At 64.9% G+C, this 17,316-nt stretch carries 18 protein-coding genes; 9 read left to right on the forward strand and 9 right to left on the reverse strand.

Annotation, left to right across the window (positions count from 1 at the left end; genetic code table 11):
• Positions 1-5: 5 nt before the first annotated feature.
• Positions 6-635, forward strand: a complete 630-nt coding sequence (locus BN60_RS06615) for a glutathione S-transferase family protein (protein WP_020695222.1) — start codon at positions 6-8, stop codon at positions 633-635.
• Positions 636-696: 61 nt separating this feature from the next.
• Here BN60_RS06615 and BN60_RS06620 read toward each other — a convergent pair whose 3' ends face one another.
• Positions 697-1,101, reverse strand: a complete 405-nt coding sequence (locus BN60_RS06620; RefSeq protein WP_020695223.1) for a hypothetical protein — start codon at positions 1,099-1,101, stop codon at positions 697-699.
• 70 nt (positions 1,102-1,171) lie between these two features.
• On the opposite strand from BN60_RS06620, the gene BN60_RS06625 reads away from it, so the two are divergent.
• Positions 1,172-2,413, forward strand: coding sequence for an MFS transporter (locus tag BN60_RS06625; RefSeq protein ID WP_020695224.1), 1,242 nt, complete (start codon positions 1,172-1,174; stop codon positions 2,411-2,413).
• Positions 2,414-2,416: 3 nt separating this feature from the next.
• Here the strand turns inward: BN60_RS06625 and hemA are convergent, their stop codons facing one another.
• From hemA to BN60_RS06645, 4 genes are all read right to left on the reverse strand, one after another.
• Complete coding sequence (gene hemA, locus BN60_RS06630; RefSeq protein ID WP_020695225.1) at positions 2,417-3,640, reverse strand: 5-aminolevulinate synthase; 1,224 nt, start codon at positions 3,638-3,640, stop codon at positions 2,417-2,419.
• Between the two features lie 85 nt (positions 3,641-3,725).
• Positions 3,726-4,043: a hypothetical protein gene (locus BN60_RS06635; protein ID WP_020695226.1), complete on the reverse strand. Its 318-nt coding sequence runs from the start codon at positions 4,041-4,043 to the stop codon at positions 3,726-3,728.
• Positions 4,040-4,387 carry a hypothetical protein gene (locus BN60_RS06640; protein WP_020695227.1) on the reverse strand — a complete coding sequence of 116 codons (348 nt, stop codon included), beginning with the start codon at positions 4,385-4,387 and terminating at the stop codon, positions 4,040-4,042. The genes BN60_RS06635 and BN60_RS06640 overlap by 4 nt, the downstream gene beginning before the upstream one ends.
• Before the next feature lies 1 nt (position 4,388).
• Complete coding sequence (locus BN60_RS06645; RefSeq protein ID WP_020695228.1) at positions 4,389-5,801, reverse strand: aspartate aminotransferase family protein; 1,413 nt, start codon at positions 5,799-5,801, stop codon at positions 4,389-4,391.
• Between the two features lie 205 nt (positions 5,802-6,006).
• Between BN60_RS06645 and BN60_RS06650 the strand changes: the two genes are divergently transcribed.
• The 7 genes from BN60_RS06650 to BN60_RS06680 all read left to right on the forward strand — a co-directional run bounded on the left by BN60_RS06650 (position 6,007) and on the right by BN60_RS06680 (position 13,984).
• A complete protein-coding gene (locus tag BN60_RS06650) occupies positions 6,007-7,623 on the forward strand; it encodes an ABC transporter substrate-binding protein (protein ID WP_020695229.1) in 1,617 nt (538 codons plus the stop codon).
• A gap of 155 nt (positions 7,624-7,778) precedes the next feature.
• The gene (locus BN60_RS06655) at positions 7,779-8,768 is read left to right on the forward strand and encodes an ABC transporter permease (RefSeq protein ID WP_020695230.1); all 990 of its coding nucleotides are present in this window, start codon (positions 7,779-7,781) and stop codon (positions 8,766-8,768) included.
• A 1-nt stretch (position 8,769) separates the two neighbouring features.
• Positions 8,770-9,717, forward strand: coding sequence for an ABC transporter permease (locus BN60_RS06660; protein WP_051150096.1), 948 nt, complete (start codon positions 8,770-8,772; stop codon positions 9,715-9,717).
• A 13-nt stretch (positions 9,718-9,730) separates the two neighbouring features.
• Positions 9,731-10,753: an ABC transporter ATP-binding protein gene (locus tag BN60_RS06665; RefSeq protein WP_020695232.1), complete on the forward strand. Its 1,023-nt coding sequence runs from the start codon at positions 9,731-9,733 to the stop codon at positions 10,751-10,753.
• Positions 10,746-11,774: an ABC transporter ATP-binding protein gene (locus tag BN60_RS06670; RefSeq protein ID WP_020695233.1), complete on the forward strand. Its 1,029-nt coding sequence runs from the start codon at positions 10,746-10,748 to the stop codon at positions 11,772-11,774. The genes BN60_RS06665 and BN60_RS06670 overlap by 8 nt, the downstream gene beginning before the upstream one ends.
• Positions 11,775-11,897: 123 nt before the next feature.
• Positions 11,898-13,091: a M20 aminoacylase family protein gene (locus BN60_RS06675; RefSeq protein ID WP_020695234.1), complete on the forward strand. Its 1,194-nt coding sequence runs from the start codon at positions 11,898-11,900 to the stop codon at positions 13,089-13,091.
• 29 nt (positions 13,092-13,120) lie between these two features.
• Entirely contained in the window at positions 13,121-13,984 is an 864-nt protein-coding gene (locus tag BN60_RS06680; RefSeq protein ID WP_020695235.1) for a DUF6671 family protein, read from the forward strand.
• Here BN60_RS06680 and BN60_RS06685 read toward each other — a convergent pair.
• The 4 genes from BN60_RS06685 to BN60_RS06700 are packed head-to-tail and all read right to left on the reverse strand — an operon-like array spanning position 13,981 to position 17,295.
• Complete coding sequence (locus BN60_RS06685) at positions 13,981-14,739, reverse strand: SDR family NAD(P)-dependent oxidoreductase (RefSeq protein WP_043283690.1); 759 nt, start codon at positions 14,737-14,739, stop codon at positions 13,981-13,983. The genes BN60_RS06680 and BN60_RS06685 overlap by 4 nt on opposite strands.
• 5 nt (positions 14,740-14,744) lie before the next feature.
• Entirely contained in the window at positions 14,745-15,266 is a 522-nt protein-coding gene (locus BN60_RS06690; RefSeq protein WP_020695237.1) for a VOC family protein, read from the reverse strand.
• Positions 15,263-16,231, reverse strand: coding sequence for a Bug family tripartite tricarboxylate transporter substrate binding protein (locus BN60_RS06695; RefSeq protein WP_177324772.1), 969 nt, complete (start codon positions 16,229-16,231; stop codon positions 15,263-15,265). Before BN60_RS06695 ends, BN60_RS06690 begins: the two co-directional genes overlap by 4 nt.
• A 29-nt stretch (positions 16,232-16,260) precedes the next feature.
• On the reverse strand, positions 16,261-17,295 hold the full coding sequence (locus tag BN60_RS06700; RefSeq protein WP_020695239.1) for a LacI family DNA-binding transcriptional regulator: 1,035 nt from the start codon (positions 17,293-17,295) through the stop codon (positions 16,261-16,263).
• Positions 17,296-17,316 lie beyond the last annotated feature (21 nt).

The raw sequence follows: 17,316 nt of genomic DNA on the forward strand, positions 1-17,316 counted from the left end.
CCCTCATGCTCAAGCTCTATTACGCACCGGGCGCCTGCTCGACGGCGTCGCACATTGGCCTCGAAGAGAGTGGTGCCGCCTACGAATCGCAGGCCTTGAGCTTCGCCAAGAGCGAGCAGCGGACGCCGGAGTATCTCAAAGTGAACCCGCGCGGCCGCGTGCCGGCGCTGGTGGTGGACGAGGGCACGATCGTCGAGAACACGGCGATCCTCGACTATGTCGCGGCCAAGTATGCGCCGCAGCTCATGCCCAAGGATCCCGTTCAGCGGGCGCGGGCGATCTCGCTGATGGCCTGGTTCTCCAACGGCGTGCATCCGAACTTCACCCATATCGGCCGGCCCGAGCGTTTCGCCACCGATACGGCCGTGTTCGATCACCTGAAGGCGGTGGGGCGGGAGAACTTCCACGCCAACCTCAAGGAAATCGACGGGCTGCTGGCTGGCAAGACCTGGTTCCTGGGCGACGACTTCTCGGTCGTCGACGGCTACGCGCTGGTCTTCTACGGCTGGGGCAAGCGTATCGGCCTGCCCGTTGGCGAGCTCAAGAACTACACCGCCTGGAAGGACCGCATGCTTGCGCGCCCGGCCGTGAGGCGCGTGTTGGAGCGCGAGCAGAGCGTCCTGCTGGCAGCCTGAACGTCGCGCGCTGTCGGCTGCTCTTGACCCACGATTGTCAGGAGCGACAAAACCGCGTCGCTCAGGCGACGACGAAACTCTGATACATGAACTGCAGGTCCTGGCTTTCCTGCGGCGTGATCTCGCCGTCGAGGACACGCGCTTCCCAGTTCCTGAGCTTCCGCTTGATGTCGGCCGGCGTGCGCGGGCTTAGCAGCACCATGAAGAACTGTTCATGGGGCGAGAGATCGCGCTCGCGGCGATAGCCGAAGGGGCCGGCGCTGACGGCACGCGGAGGTGCCTCCGGTAGAGCCGGCGTGGGCGCCGAACGGGGAAGCACGGTCGTGTCGATTACCTGATCCCAGGTGAGACCGGCTTCGCGCACCATGGCCGAAGCGAGTTTAGCGGCCGCCAACGCCTCTTCGGCATGGCTGCTGTCCAGGATCTCGAGAACCTTGACCAGGGTGTTACGATTGAAGGTCGACACGAAATATGTGCCTTTGACTAATGAATGAGCAATGTGCACTAAGTGCCTATAAGATATAGATGGATTTGCCTTGGATCAAGCCAAGAGCCCACCGCCTTCTCCCGACGCGTCTTCGGCCTTCCCTGTCTACCTCGCCGGCCTCGGCACCTGGTTCGTGCCGCTCGGCATCCAGATGGTGCTGTTCCCCTGGCTGGTCGCGGTGGTGCTGCGCATGGACGCCTTTGCCGTCGGCGTCGCGCAGGCGGCCGTCATGGCGCCCTCGCTGCTGTTTCTGCCGCTGGGGGGCTTGGTCGCCGACCGTGGCAATCCCCGCCGCCTGCTGCTGCTCTATCACATGCTCTATGCCGCGCCGCCGCTGGCGCTGGCGGCGTTGCTGTGGTCGGGCGGCGAGGGCGCGCTGAGCTATCCGCTGCTGATCGCCTACGGCATTGCCGCGGGCGCGATCGGCGCTTTTGCCATCCCGACGCGCGATGCGCTGCTGCCGGTGGTCGCGCCGAAAGGGGCGCTGCCGCGCGCTGTTGCACTGGCCACGGCACTCCAGTTCGGCGGTCAGCTCCTGGGCATCGGCTTCGCCTCGTCGGCCGACCGTTTCGGCGCGGTGCCCCTGCTGCTGCTGCATGCCGGCATGGTGCTGGTGGGTTGCTTTGCCGTGAAGAAACTGCCCGATCCACCGCCGCATCCGCCGGGCGCACATGCCGGCTTCTGGCGGAGCGTCGGCGAGGGGGTATCGGCGGCGGCCAAATCGGATCAGATCTGGCCGGTGCTGTTGCTCAACTTCGGTGTCGGCGTTTTCTACGTCGGGCCGTTCATGGCGGTCCTGCCGCTGGTCGTGCGCGACAACTATCAGGGCGGCGCGCTCGAACTTTCCTATGTCAACTTGGCCTTTTGGGCGGCGACCATCGTGGCCAGCATGGCGTTGGTCGGGCTGGCGCGGCGCTTCACCCTGCGCGGCCGGCTGATCGGCGTTGCGGTGATGGTCGGCGCGGGCGTGCTGTTCGCCATGGCGACGCTGCCCCCGTTCCCGGTCTTCGTGGCGCTGAACTTCGTCTGGGGCATCGGCGCCGGCATCACCATGACGCAGAGCCGGACGGTGGTGCAGATCGTGGCGCCGGCGACGCATCGCGCCCGGCTGATGTCGCTTTTCCAGTTGGGGTTGAGCGGCGGCGGCCCGATCGGCGCCTTCCTGACGGGAACGATCTGTTCGGTGTGGGGCCTCAAGGTGGCGATGCTGCTGCCGGCCGGGGCCATGTTGGTGCTGATCGGCATCGTGCTGGTCCGCTCGCGTCTCTGGACGATGCGGACGGTGGAGTAGACGCTACTCCGCCGCAGCCTTCGAGGTGAGGCCCAAGGTCTGCCAGACGTCCTGAAGGGCATCGACCAGACGCGCCATATCCTCGTCGCCGTGCAGCGGCGTCGGCGTGAGGCGCAGCCGCTCGGTGCCGCGCGGCACCGTCGGATAGTTGATCGGCTGCACGTAGATTGCGTGACGCTCCATCAGCAGGTCGCTCGCCTGCTTGCAGAGCGCGGCATCGCCCACGAACACCGGCACGATGTGCGTGACCGACGGCATCACCGGCAGGCCGGCGGCGGCAAGGCGGCGTTTCAGGGTCGTGGCGCGCTCCTGATGGCGGGCGCGCAACTCCGGCTGGCTGCGCACGAGGCGCACGCTGGCAAGTGCCGCAGCGGCAATGGCCGGCGGCAGCGACGTTGTGAAAATGAAGCCGGAGCCGCAGGAGCGCACGAAGTCGATCGTCGCCTCGGTCGAGGCGATGTAGCCGCCCACGACGCCGAAAGCCTTGGCGAGCGTGGCTTGCACGACGTCGACCTTGTCGAGCACACCGTCGCGTTCGGCAACGCCGCCGCCCCCATCCCCGTACATGCCGACGGCATGGACTTCGTCGAGATAGGTGAGGGCACCGTAGCGATGGGCGACGTCGCAGATCTCGTTGATCGGCGAGATGTCGCCATCCATCGAGTAGACCGATTCGAACGCCACGATCTTGGGCGTCGCGGGATCGGCCGCGGCCAGCAACTCCTCGAGGTGACGCACGTCGTTGTGCTGGAAGATCTTGCGGACGGCACCGGAGTGGCGGATGCCCGCGATCATCGAGGCGTGGTTGAAGGCGTCGGAGTAGAGTTCGCAGCCCGGCAGCATGGCGCCGAGCGTCTGCAGCGTCGTCTCGTTGGCGACATAGCCCGACGTGAAGACGAGGGCCGCCTGCTTGTTGTGAAGGGAGGCCAGTTCGCGCTCGAGCGCGGCGTGCAGCGTGTTGGTGCCGGAGATGTTGCGCGTGCCGCCAGCGCCCGATCCCTGCGCGCCGATCGCAGCCTGCATGGCCTCGACGACGGCGGGGTGCTGGCCCATCGCGAGATAGTCGTTGCTGCACCAGACGGTGACGTCGCGCGGCGGCTTGCCTTCGCAATGCAGGCGTGCCCGCGGGAAGGCACCCACGATGCGCTCCAGTTCGGCGAAAACACGATACCGTCCTTCGTCGCGCAGGCGTCCGAGATGGCCGGTGAAGAATGCCTCGTAATCCATCAAAGTAATTTTAGTCGTGTTGCAGCCTCTGCAGCAGACACATTTTAGTCGCGGGCGCGCGGTCCAGTTGCGAATCGCTCGCAGATCACATCAGCAATGGTACGACCAGCGCCACGCTCAGGAACAGGGAAACCGAGAGAAGGGGAAGTGTGCCGAGCCAACGTGTCTGGGCCGGCAGGCCGTCCCAATATCGCAACGCCGGAACGGCGGCCCACAGCGCGAAGAGCAGGCCTACGGCCCAGAACAGCAGGGCCAACGGCTGGGCGGTGTTGATCTGATCTTCGGTCGCCGTTGCGACTCCGAGCCCGATGATGGCCGGCGCGATCGAGGCGCCGAACAGGGCGACGGCCCAGATAGCCCGGTTGCGGATGCGGCGGCCCGTGCCGAACGGCGGTTCAGTCAAAGCCAAAGCACGAGCAACGCGACGGCCTGGGGCAAGCCAATGCAGAGAAGCGGGGTGATGGCCAACGAGCGCACTTCGCGGGGCAGGGTGCTCCAGTGGCGCAGGGCCGGCAGAGCGGCCCACAAGGCGACCAGAGTGCCCAGCGCCCACAATGACACGGCGAACAGCAGTGGAAGATGGATGGAGCTGTTGTTCACCATGCCGAGCGTCGCAATGACGATCGGCACGATGGCAATCGCGAAAAGAACCAGCGCCCAGACAACGCCGGTGCGTATGTGGCGGTACGTGCCCGACGGCAGCGTTCCGCCGGATACTGCGCCAGCGCTATCTGGGCTGAAGGTCATCTCAGCCCTTGAAGTGGCCTTCGGACTTGAGTTCGGCCAAGGTCGCGTCGAAGGCCTCGTGGAGACGGCCGAACAGGTCGGCGAGCTCGGTCTCGTTGATCACCAGCGGCGGACAGATCGCGACACGGTCACCCATGTTGCGGATGAACAGGCCGCGCGAGACGGCGTGATTGTAGACCTTGGTGCCGGCGGCACCGACGGCACCGATCTCGAACGGCGCCTTGGTCTTCTTGTCGGCCACGATCTCGATCGCGCCCATCATGCCGACGCTCATCGCCTCGCCGACCAGCGGATGATTAGCGAACGACTGGACGTGCTTCTGGAAGGCGGGGCTGAGGCGCTTGGCATGGCCGAACAGGTCGGTCTCGTCGTAGATCTTCTGCGCCTCCAGCGCGACGGCGGCAGCGACGGGATGGCCGGAGTAGGTGAAGCCGTGGCCCCAGGTGCCGATCTTGTCGCTCTCGCTCATCAGCGCCTGGTAGACGGCCTCGTTGATCATCACGGCCGAGATCGGCAGGAACGACGCCGACAGGGCCTTGGCGCAGGTCAGGATGTCCGGCTTGATGCCCATCGTCTGGCTGCCCCAGACATTGCCGGTCCGACCGAAGCCGCAGATCACCTCGTCGGCGATGAACAGCATGTCGTACTTCTTGCAGACCGCCTGGATCTTCTCGTAGTAGCCCTTGGGCGGGACGATCACGCCACCTGCGCCCATCACCGGCTCGGCGATCATCGCGGCAACCTCGTCGGCGCCGCCTTCCTTGATGATGAGCTGCTCGAGTTCCTCGGCGCAGCGCGTCGCGAACTGCTCCTCGGTCTCACCGTCCTTGCCGAAACGGTAGAAGTGCGGGCAGCTCGTGTGGACGATGCCCTGGATCGGCAGGTCGAAGGAGCGGTGGTTGGTCGGAAGGCCGGTGAGGCTGCCCGACGCCACGGTGATGCCGTGATAGCCCTTGAGGCGGCCGACGATCTTCTTCTTCTTCGGACGGCCGAGCGCGTTGTTCATGTACCACACCATCTTCACGACGGTGTCGTTGGCCTCGGAGCCGGAGTTGGCGAAGAACACCTTCGACATCGGGACCGGCGCCATCGACTTGAGCTTCTCCGCGAGGTTGATCGCGGGCTCGTGGCTGCGCTGGTTGAAGGCGTGATAGAAGGGCAGCTGCTTCATCTGCTCGTAGGCGACCGTCGCCAGCCGCTCGTTGCTGAAGCCGAGTGCGGCCGACCAGAGACCCGCCATGCCCTCGATGTATTCCTTGCCGTCGTCGTCCATCACGTAGACGCCGCGACCGCGCACGATGGTCAGCGGACCCGTCGCCTCGTGCTTCTTGAAATTGGTATAGGGGTGCAGATGGTGTGCGATATCCCGCGAAGCATTGGAATTGCCGCGGAAGCTGCGAGAAACGTCGTTCATGGCCGTACCCCTAATACTGTGAATTTGGCCACGATAGCCCGCCTGAGGCCTAAGTTCACTCTATCTGGACATGCAAATTTTTTGTGCAATTGACGCCGTCTCATGGCGGGTGCAACGTGAACAAGATATGCGTCCACGCATGGGTTGGCGGCCGGGGAGGTTGCCCCTGCGGCAGTGACGACGACCACTGAGGGGGTAAGTTCTGATGCATTTCAATCTGCGGCATACAGTGGCGCTGACGGCGCTCGTCTGCGCGAGCGCGGCGTTTGCGCCGATGGCCAACGCCAAGACCTTCAAGTGGGCCAATTCGGGCGATGTCAGCTCGATGGACCCCTACGCCCGGCAGGAAACCTTCCTGCTGACCTTCACCGCGAACATCTACGACCCGCTGGTGCGCCGTAACAAGGAGTTGAAGCTCGAGCCGGCGCTCGCGACCAAGTGGGGGCAGACGAGCCCGACGAGCTGGTTCTTCGACCTGCGCGAAGGCGTAAAGTTCAGCGATGGCACGCCGTTCACCGCCGACGACGTGATCTTCTCGATCAACCGCGCCAACGGCCCGGGCTCGAACGTCAACGGCAACTTCTCCTCGATGAAGGAGATCAAGAAGATCAACGACTACCGCGTCGAAGTGACGACGAGCGTTCCCGATCCGCTGCTTGCCGACAAGTGGGCGTCGATCAGCATCATGTCCAAGGCCTGGGCGGAGAAGAACAACGCCTTGCAGCCGGCGGACATGATCAAGAACGAAGAGAACTTCGCGACCCGCAATGCCATGGGCACCGGCCCCTTCATGCTGAAGGAGCGCCGCGCAGGCGAGAAGACGATTCTCGTCGCCAATCCCACCTGGTGGGACAAGCCGGAGCACAACCTCACCGAGGTGATCTTCACGCCGGTGCCGAACGCTGCGACCCGCATTGCGGCGCTGAAGGCGGGCGATATCGACATGACCTACGAGGTGCCGCCGGCCGATACCGACAACCTCAAGAAGGACGCCAACATCAAGGTCCTCGAAGGGCCGGAAACCCGCATCGTCTTCCTGGGCTTCGACCAGGAGCGCGACGAGCTCGTGGAGTCCAACGTCAAGGGCAAGAACCCGTTCAAGGACAAGAAGGTCCGTGAGGCGATCCATCGCTCGATCGACGTCGACGCGATCAAGCGCACGGTGATGCGTGGCCAGTCGTTCCCGACCAACCTGATGGTGGCGCCGGGCATCAACGGCTACACGAAGGATCTCGACAAGCGTCCGGCGCTGCTGAAGCCCGAGGAAGCCAAGAAGATGCTGGCCGATGCCGGCTATCCCAACGGCTTCGAGGTCGGCATGGATTGCCCGAACGATCGCTACGTCAACGACGAGAAGATCTGTCAGGCCGTCGTCTCGATGCTGGCGAAGATCGGTGTGAAGGTGAACCTGCGCGCCCAGACGCGTAACCTCTACTTCGCCAAGATCTTGCGTAGCACGGCGGACGGCAAGCCGAGCAACACCAGCTTCTACATGCTGGGCTGGTCGCCGGCGACGACCTACGACGTGCACAATGTCTTCGAGCAGATCATCCAGACGCCGAACGTGAAGGCCAAGAAGGGCCTCTATAACGCCGGCGGCTATTCGAGCAAGAAGTTCGACGAACTCTCCAACGCCATCGAAGTCGAGACCGACAAGGCCAAGCGCGATGCCCTGATCCGCGAAGCCACGAAGATCTACGTCGACGACTTCGCCTACGTTCCGCTGCACCAGCAGGCGCTGGTCTGGGCATCGCGCAAGAACATCAACCTCGTGCAGCCTGCGGACAACAGCTTCCCGCTGCGGTACGTGACCATCAAGTAGCAGGGTGCGCGCTACTCTCACGAGTGGCGCAATCTCCGCCAATCGATGATGCAGCGCCGGGGGGCGAACCCCGGCGCTACTTCATTTTTGGCCTTAATCCTGCTAGGGATGATCCCGCGCGCAGGGGCGCTGGCGCCGAATAAAAAAGACAACGTATGCTTGCCTTCATTCTGAGACGACTCTTGCAATCGATCGCGGTGCTACTGACGGTCGGGCTGGTCGCTTTTTCTCTGTTTCGTTACGTCGGCGATCCGATCAACGCGATGGTCGGGCAGGATACGCCGGCCCAGGAACGCGAGGCGCTACGCGAGAAGCTCGGCCTCAACGATCCTCCCCCCGTCCAGTTCGTTCGTTTCATCGGCAATGCCGTGCAGGGCAAGTTCGGCCTGAGCTACCGGACCTCCGAGCCGGTCGGCAGCATGATCGTCGAGCGAATGCCGGCGACACTCGAACTTTCCTTCTGCGCCGCCCTGTTTGCTCTGTTCGTCGGCGTCCCGATGGGCGTCTATACTGGCCTCTATCCCAATCACTGGTCGAGCCGGCTGTTCCAGGCCGTATCCCTGATCGGCATCTCCTTACCCACCTTCCTGATCGGCATCCTGCTGATCCTGGTCTTTGCCGTCTGGCTCCATTGGCTGCCCTCGTTCGGGCGAGGGGAGACGGTGCAGATCGGCTGGTGGACGACCAACTTCCTGACGGTGAAGGGATTGCAGGCGCTGATCCTGCCATCGATCACGCTCGGCCTGTTCCAGCTCACCCTTCTGATGCGCCTTGTGCGCTCGGAAATGCTGGAGGTGATGCGCACCGACTACATCAAGTTCGCGCGCGCCCGCGGCCTTTCCAATCGGGCCATCAACTTCGGCCACGCCCTGAAGAACACGCTGGTGCCGGTCATCACCGTGACGGGCCTGCAGCTCGGCGCTCTGATCGCCTTCGCCATCGTCACCGAGACGGTCTTCGCCTGGCCCGGCGTGGGCCAGCTCTTCATCCAGTCCGTCCAGTTCTCCGATATTCCGGTAATGGCGGCCTACCTGATGCTGATCGGCCTTCTCTTCGTGCTGATCAACCTGACCGTCGATCTTCTCTACTTCGCCGTCGACCCGCGCCTGCGCGCGCAGGGCACGGCGCGCGCCGCGGGACACTGACATGGCTGATTCATCGGCACGATCCGGGGCATCGCCCGGCTGGCTGCACCGCATGACGGACAGCGACGTCTGGTGGAGCTTCAAGTCCTCGCCGCTGACCGTGACGGCTGCGGTCGCCACCATCCTGATCGTCGCCATTGCCTTCCTGTCGCCGATCCTGGCGCCGCATACGCCCTTCGATCCGGCAACCTTGAGTCTCAGCGACGGGCTGAAACCGCCCGTGCTGATCTCGTCCGATGGTGACTGGACCTTTCCGCTCGGTACGGACGACCAGGGCAGGGACATCCTTTCGTCGATCATGTATGGCACGCGACTTTCCCTGGTCGTCGGCATCGCCTCGGTGGTGGTCGCCATGACCCTCGGCATCACGCTCGGCCTGCTCAGCGGCTATTTCGGCGGCACCATCGATGCGGTGATCATGCGCATCGCCGATGTGCAGCTCACCTTTCCGGCCATTCTGGTGGCGTTGCTGATCGACGGTGTCGTGCGCACGGTGATCTCCGTGCAGCGCCACGATGAGATCGCCCTGTTCGTTATCGTTGGCGCCATCGGGCTTTCCTTCTGGGTCCAGTATGCCCGCACCGTGCGCGGCTCGGTGCTGGTCGAGAAGAACAAGGAATACGTGCAGGCGGCGAGGGTGATCGGCTTGTCGCCGCTGGTGATCATGGTCCGCCACGTCCTGCCCAACGTCACCGGGCCGGTCCTCGTCATCGCCACCATTAATCTCGGCCTCGCCATCATCACCGAGGCGACGCTCTCGTTCCTGGGCGTCGGGCTGCCCTCGACCGAGCCGTCGCTCGGCACTCTGATCCGGCTCGGCAACGAAGTGCTGCAGTCGGGCGACTGGTGGATCACTGTGTTCCCCGGTGTCACGCTCGCGGCCCTCGTGCTTGCGGTCAATCTTCTGGGCGACTGGCTGCGCGACGCCCTCAATCCCAAACTGCGTTGAGGTTGGACGCGAGATGGCCGCCGCATCGAACAATCCGCCACTTCTCGAGGTTCGCAACCTCCGCGTCGAATTCCCGACGCGCCGCGGGACCCTGCTGGCCGTCGACGACGTGTCGTTCGACATCGCACCGGGCGAGGTGCTGGGGGTGGTGGGAGAGTCCGGCGCCGGCAAGTCGTTGACCGGCAATGCCATCATCGGACTGCTCGAGCCGCCGGGCCGCATCGCCGGCGGCGAGATCAGGCTCGAAGGACGACGCATCGACAATCTGCCCTACGAGGAAATGCGCAAGATCCGAGGTGCGCGCATCGGCGCCATCTTCCAGGATCCGCTGACCAGCCTCAATCCGCTCTACTCGGTGGGGCGCCAGCTCATCGAGACGATCCAGACACATCTCTCGCTTTCGAATGCGGCCGCGCGAACCCGTGCGATCGATCTCCTTAAGGAGGTCGGCATTCCCGGTGCGGAGATGCGTATCGATCACTATCCGCACCAGTTTTCCGGCGGCATGCGCCAGAGGGTGGTGATCGCTCTTGCCTTGTGCGCAGGCCCGCGGCTGATCGTGGCCGACGAGCCCACGACGGCCCTCGACGTTTCCATCCAGGCGCAGATCATCGCGCTCCTGAAGCGTCTTTGCCGCGAACATCAGACGGCGGTGATGCTGGTGACTCACGACATGGGCGTGATCGCCGAGACTGCCGACCGTGTGGCGGTGATGTATGCCGGCCGCGTTGCCGAAATCGGCCCGGTGCGCGACGTGGTCAAGCACGCACAGCATCCCTACACCAAGGGGCTGATGGGCTCGATCCCGAGCCTCGGCGTGCGCCACGAGCGGTTGACCCAGATCGACGGCGCCATGCCGCGGCTCACCGAAATTCCCAAGGGGTGCGCGTTCAATCCACGCTGCACCGTGCACGGCGCGCGCTGCCTCGTGGAGCGGCCGGAGCTGATGGCGGCCGGGGCGAGCCGCGCAGCCTGCTGGCGACACGATGCCGGTGGGGTTGGCCAAGCCGTCTCGAAGGAGATGGTCGATGCCTGATGGCAGCCAGAACTATTTCGTCCAGCTCGAAGGGCTGAAGCGCTACTTCGACGTGTCGCCGCCCTGGCTGGTGCGTGCGCTCGAAGGCAAGCCGCGGCAGATCGTGCAGGCCGTCGACGGCATCGATATCGAGATCGCCAAAGGCGAAACCTTCTCGCTGGTGGGCGAATCCGGTTGCGGCAAGTCGACGGTGGCACGGCTGGTGGTGGGGCTTTTCCCGCCGACCGATGGCCGTATCGAGTTCGACGGCAACGACATGGCGTCGCGGCGCAGCAGGGCGGAGACGGCCTCGCTCAAGCGGCGCATGCAGATGATCTTCCAGGACCCCTATGCCAGCCTCAATCCGCGCTGGCGGGTGTTCGACATCATTGCCGAGCCGATCCGTGCCTTCGGCCTTTCCAAGGATCGCGCCGACCTGGAAAAGCAGGTTGGCGACCTGCTGCGCCAGGTCCGCCTGACGCCTGCCGATGGCCGCAAGTATCCGCACGAATTCTCGGGCGGCCAGCGCCAGCGTATCTCCATCGCCCGCGCACTCGCGAGCCAGCCGGAGTTTCTGGTGTGCGACGAGCCCACCTCGGCGCTCGACGTGTCGGTGCAGGCGCAGATTTTGAACCTGATGGTCGATCTGCAGCGGCGTCTGCAGCTCACCTATCTCTTCATTTCGCACAACCTCGCGGTCGTCTATCATATCTCCACGCGGGTGGGCGTGATGTATCTTGGCCGCCTGGTCGAGGTCGCGCCGACCGAGACGCTGTTCCGTCGGCCCAAGCATCCCTATACGCGGATGTTGCTCGATACGATCCCCGATCTCGACATGACCGGCCGCCAGCGCAGCCCGGTCGCCGGTGAAGTGCCCAGTCCCATCAACCCGCCATCGGGTTGCACCTTCCATCCTCGCTGTCCCTTCGCCAACGATCGCTGCAAGGCCGAACGGCCCAAGGCGCTGCCGATCGAGGGCGGCACGGTCGCGTGCCACGCGATCGAAGAGGGCAGGCTGCCGGTCGAAGACCGCAGCTACTGACGCCGCTGTCTCTTGTCGGTCCGTCTTCTTGCACGACAGGGTGTGCGTCGACGCATGCCGAGGAAGCTTGACCCCCTGCCGCGCCTGCTTACGATCCATTCGAACTTATTTCGGAGATTTTAGATGCCGGTCATCAACCGCATTGCCTCGTTCCACAAAGACATGACGGCGTGGCGTCACGACATCCACAGCCACCCTGAGACGGCCTTCGAGGAAGTGCGGACTGCCGATGTCGTAGCCGAGAAGTTGAAGTCGTTCGGCCTCGAAGTGCATCGCGGCCTGGCCAAGACGGGCGTGGTCGGCATCCTGCGCAGCGGGACGTCGAAGCGGGCTATCGGCCTGCGTGCCGACATGGATGCGCTCGACGTTCACGAGACCAACCAGTTCGACCACAAGTCGACGATTCCCGGCAAGATGCATGCCTGCGGCCATGACGGCCACACGGTGATGCTGCTGGGTGCCGCCAAGTATCTCGCGGAGACCAAGAACTTCGACGGTACGGTCTACTTCATCTTCCAGCCGGCCGAAGAGAACGAAGGCGGTGGCCGCGTCATGGTCGAGGAGGGGCTGTTCGAGAAGTTCCCCGTCGAAGGCGTGTACGGCATGCACAATATTCCGGGCATCCCGGTCGGCCGCTTTGCCGTCCGTCCCGGCCCGATGATGGCGGCCTACGATATTTTCGAGATCGTCGTGAAAGGCGTCGGTGCGCACGGCGCCATGCCCCATCACGGCATCGACCCGGTCGTGGTCGGTTCGCACATCGTGACGGCGCTGCAGTCGATCGTGGCGCGCAACCTCGATCCGATGGACACAGCCGTCGTCTCGACGACGCAGATCCATGCCGGCGATACCTGGAACGTCATCCCGCAGGAATGCGTGCTGCGCGGCACGGTCCGCACGTTCAAAAAGCCGGTCCAGGACATGATCGAGAAGCAGATCGAAAAGATCGCGCGCAACGTCGCGGCGGGCTTCGGTGCCGAAGTCACCAATTGGCGTTACGAGCGGCGCTATCCGGCCACCGTGAACTCCGAGCAGGAGACCGAGTTTGCCGCCAAGGCTGCGTCGGCGCTGGTCGGTCTGGAGAACGTGAACCGCAATCCGACGCCGGCCATGGGCAGTGAGGATTTTGCCTGGATGCTTCTCAAGAAACCGGGCTGCTACATCTGGATCGGCAACGGCGACGGTGTCGGCAGCTGCATGGTTCACAATCCCGGCTACGACTTCAACGACGAGATCCTGCCCCTCGGCGCATCCTACTGGGCGACCCTCGTCGAGCAGCAGCTCGGCCGTGAAGCCCTGCCGCAGGCTGCGGAGTAGCGTCTAGCCTTTCTAACCGGCTCTGTGTCGTGGCTGTTTTAGATCATCCTTACGCCGGCGCGCGCGTCGGCCTCGCCACCATTCATGCCAAGGAGCAGGCGGCTGCGCCTGCCTTCCGGCGGGTACTGGGGGCAGAGGTCCTGGTCGCGCCGGATCTCGATACCGACAAGCTCGGTACGTTTTCGGGCGAGGTGCCGCGGCCCGACGCGCTGGTCGAGACCTGCGCCATCAAGGCCGAGATGGTCTTCAAGACCATGGACGTCGATTGCGCGCTTGCCAGCGAGGGCAGTTACGGGCCGATCGAGCGCGTGCCGTTGACGTCCTGCGGCGTCGAGATCATGGCCTTCGTCGACCGCAAGCGCGGTCTGCGCCTGGTCGAGACGCTGGGGACGCATCGCACCAACTGGCGGCTGCAGCGCTTTCCTGCAGGCGATCCGGCGATTCCGGGCGTCCTGAAGGCGATGGGCTTCCCGCGCTACGGCGTGTTCGTGATCTGCTCCAGCGACATGGACCATCCGATCAAGGGCCTGGAGACGGAGGCCGAAGTGCTGGCGGCGATGGATCGCGAGGCGCGCCGCTCGGCCGACGGCCTGGCGGTGCTGCTGGCCGACATGCGCGCGCATCGCAATCCGACGCGCATGCAGGTGCTACGGGCGCTGTCGTGGAAGCTCGCCAAGCGCCTGGAGCGTCTGTGCCCGAAGTGCCGGACGCCGGGCTTCGGCCCCATTCAGTCCCGCCGGGGCCTGCCCTGCGAGGCCTGCGGTATGCCCACGCACTGGATCGACTTCGAGATCGATGGCTGTTCCGTCTGCGGCCATGCCGAAGCACGGCCACGAAAGGATGGCCGTCGCACGGCGCCCATGCTCTCCTGCCAGAGCTGCCGCCAGACCTAGAACGTCGCGCGGCCGCCGGAGATGTCGAAAGTGGCGCCCGTCGAGAAGCTGCAGGCAGACGACGCGAGCCATAACGCCATCTCGGCAATTTCGCGCGGCGCCACGAAGCGGCCCATCGGCACGTTGGCGATCAGGCGGGCACGATAGGCGTCGGTGAGCTCACCGAAGATCGCGGTTTCGGACGCTGACGGCGCGATGGCGTTGACCAGCACACCGCGGGTCGCGAGTTCCTTGCCCATCGATTTGGTGAGGCCGATCACCGCTGCCTTCGAGGCGACGTAGCCTGCGACGTACGGGTTGCCGTCTTTGCCGGCGACCGAGGCGATGTTGACGATACGGCCATAGCCTGCCGCCACCATGTCCGGTACGGCGGCCTGGCAGCAGCGGAAGGTGCCATTAAGATTGACGTCGAGCACCCGCTGCCACGCTTCTTCCGGATAGTCGGCAAAGGCGGCGCTCGGGCCCAGGATGCCGGCGCTGTTGACCAGGATCGAAGGTGTGCCGAGCGACTCCTTCGTCTTGGTCCAGGCAGCTCGCACGGCTTTCGTATCGGTGACGTCTGCGACGATGGCGCGTGCCGTAGCGCCGATCTTCTCCCTGGCATGCCCGAGGCCTGTGGGATCGCGATCCCACAGTGCCACCTGCGCGCCTTCCTCGGTCAACCGTTCGGCGATGGCGAGCCCCAGGCCCGACGCTGCGCCCGTGACGACGGCCACTTGTCCGGACAACGACCGGGACGGGGAGGGATCGGACATGACGATCAGAGCCTGCGGATCGGGTTGCTGCCGTCCCAGTTCTCGGCTTCGCGGGCGATTTTCTCGAAGAACTTGCCCTTGTTGCCCGAGATCTCGGACAGCTCGATCACCGTTCCCGGATGGCCCGTGCTTTCGAAGTAGAGGAAGCGCCCGCGCGCGCCGATGTGGCCGCGATGGCCGATGCGCCAGCCGGCGTCGAGGCACTTGGCGAGCGTGCCGTCGAAGTCGGTGGTCCAGTATGCGACATGCTGCAGACCTTCGTGGCCCGCCTGAAGGAAGTCGCGATACATCGATGGCGCGTCGTTGCGCTGCTGGATCAGCTCGATCTGCAGCGGGCCAGAGTTGGCGAGAGCAATCGAGATGTCGGGCTGCGAGGGCTGCCCCTTGTACTCGAAGGCTTCGACCGGCGGCTTGTCGATGTAGTACCAGGGGCCGACACCCATGGTCTCCGACCAGTATTTCATGGCCTTCTCGATGTCGTGGACGACATAGCCGTTCTGACGGACGGGACCCAGCAGGCGGCTCATGGACGGACCCCCGCATCGCGCGCCAGTTTGGTCAGGATTTCGATGTCGCGGCCGGTCTGCGCCTTGAGTTCGGCCGGGCTGATGGTCGACGGGGTCATGCCGAACTCGATCCAGCGCGCTTTGATGTCGGGCAGGGCCAGGACCTTCATCAGTTCGGCATGCAGGCGATTGACGATCGGCTGCGGGGTCTTCGCCGGGGCCATCAAGTCGTAGCGCCAGACGAAGTCGAACGGCACGCCCTGCTCCACGTAACCCGGCACATCCGGGAAGTTGATCGAGCGACGGGCGCAGGAGGCGACCACCTTGACCTTGCCCGACTTGGCCATCGGCACGACGGACTGTACGTCGGCGAAGCCGAGCTTGATGTGTCCGGCGGCAATGTCGTTCAACACAGGTGCCGCCCCCTTGTAGGGGACATGTGTCATTTGAATGCCGGTCGCTGCCCTCACCATCTCGGCGCATATATGGCCGGTCGAGCCGTTGCCCCAGGTGCCGTAATTCAGTTCGCCGGGCTTGGCCTTGGCCAGGGCGATCACGTCACGCAGATCTTTGACCGGAAAATCTGGATGGGCGACCATCACGACCGAACCGGAGCCGACATCGCCCAGGTGCTCGAAGTCCTTGACCGGATCGTAGGGAAGGTCGGGCAGCACGGCGGGATTGACGACGACGGTGCTGGCCGAGCCCAGCACCAGCGTGTAGCCGTCGGGCGCCGACTTGGCGGCGGCCTCCATGGCGATGACGCCCGAAGCGCCGGGCTTGTTGTCGACGATGATGGTCTGGCCGAGGGCAGCACCGAGCTTCTCGGCAAGCGCGCGCGCCACCAGGTCGGTGCCGCCGCCCGCGGCAAACGGCACGATCATCTTGATGGGCTTGGCGCTCGGCCAGTTGGCATCGGCACCTTGGCCGAATGCCGGCACGGCAAACCCTGCGGCCAGGGCAAATGCCATCGTTCTGCGAAGCATCTTCATCGTTTCCTTCCCCTCGATGTCCTTCAGGTTTTGGCAGGTGCGGCGCAGGACTCGCGCAGCACGAGATCGACAGGCAGCAGGGCGCGTGTTGCGGCTCCGGCTCCGTCGCCACGCAAGCGTTGCAGCAGCAGTTCGGCAGCGGCGCGGCCGACGTCTTCCAGGCTCCAGCGCAACGCCGTGATGGCCGGCGCGTGAACCGCTGCCAGATCGGTATCGCCGACCGACAGAACGGATAGATCGTTTGGCAGGGAGAGGTTGAGGTCGCGCGCGGCCCGAAGCGCACCGGCCAGAATGCGTGTACCGAGCGCGATCAACGCCGTTGGTCGATTGGCCCCACCCAGCAGTGCCAACGCATCGCCGTGCGCAAAATCCATCGACGATTCCTGCGTCGAAACGATCGCTCCCGCCAGATCGAGACCAGCCTCGGTAAACGCCGCCTGAAAGCCCGCGATGCGTTCGCGACCCGGCCGCATGCGCGCGCCGGGGGTGAGTAGCGCAATGCGGCGATGCCCGAGACCGATCAGGTAGCGGGTCGCAGCCTGGGCGCCGCCGCGGTGGTCGACCAGCACGGCAGGCCAGGGAGAATCGTCGCCATCCCCATCCGGCGCATCGCGATCGAGGATGACGACGGGAGACCCGCCGGCGACGAGGCCACGCCAAGTTTCGTCGTTGGCGTCGCTGCCGGGAGCGACGAGGACGCCATCGAGGCGGCGGCCGCGGAATTCTGCCGCGGCGGCCCGCTCGCGCGCCGGTTCGTTGGCGGTATTGGCGACGACCAGCAGATAGCCGGCGTCGCGCAGCCGCGCTTCTGCCGCGTGGACAGTGCCGGCGTAGAGCGGGTTGGCCACGTCCGATACCAGGCAGCCGATCATGCCGCTGGAACGTGTACGTAGGCTGCGGGCGAGGAAGTCGGGCTCGTAGCCGAGCTGCTTGGCGGCCGCCGCCACGTCGCGCGCAATGCGCGCGCTGACATGCTTGCCGCCGTTCAGCGCCCGCGAGGCCGAACCCAGGGAAACCCCGGCCGCCTGCGCAACGTCGCGGATCGTGATTCGACCCATTTGGAAACGATTTCCTATCAA

This window comes from Reyranella massiliensis 521, from assembly GCF_000312425.1.
Classification (GTDB): Bacteria; Pseudomonadota; Alphaproteobacteria; order Reyranellales; family Reyranellaceae; genus Reyranella; species Reyranella massiliensis.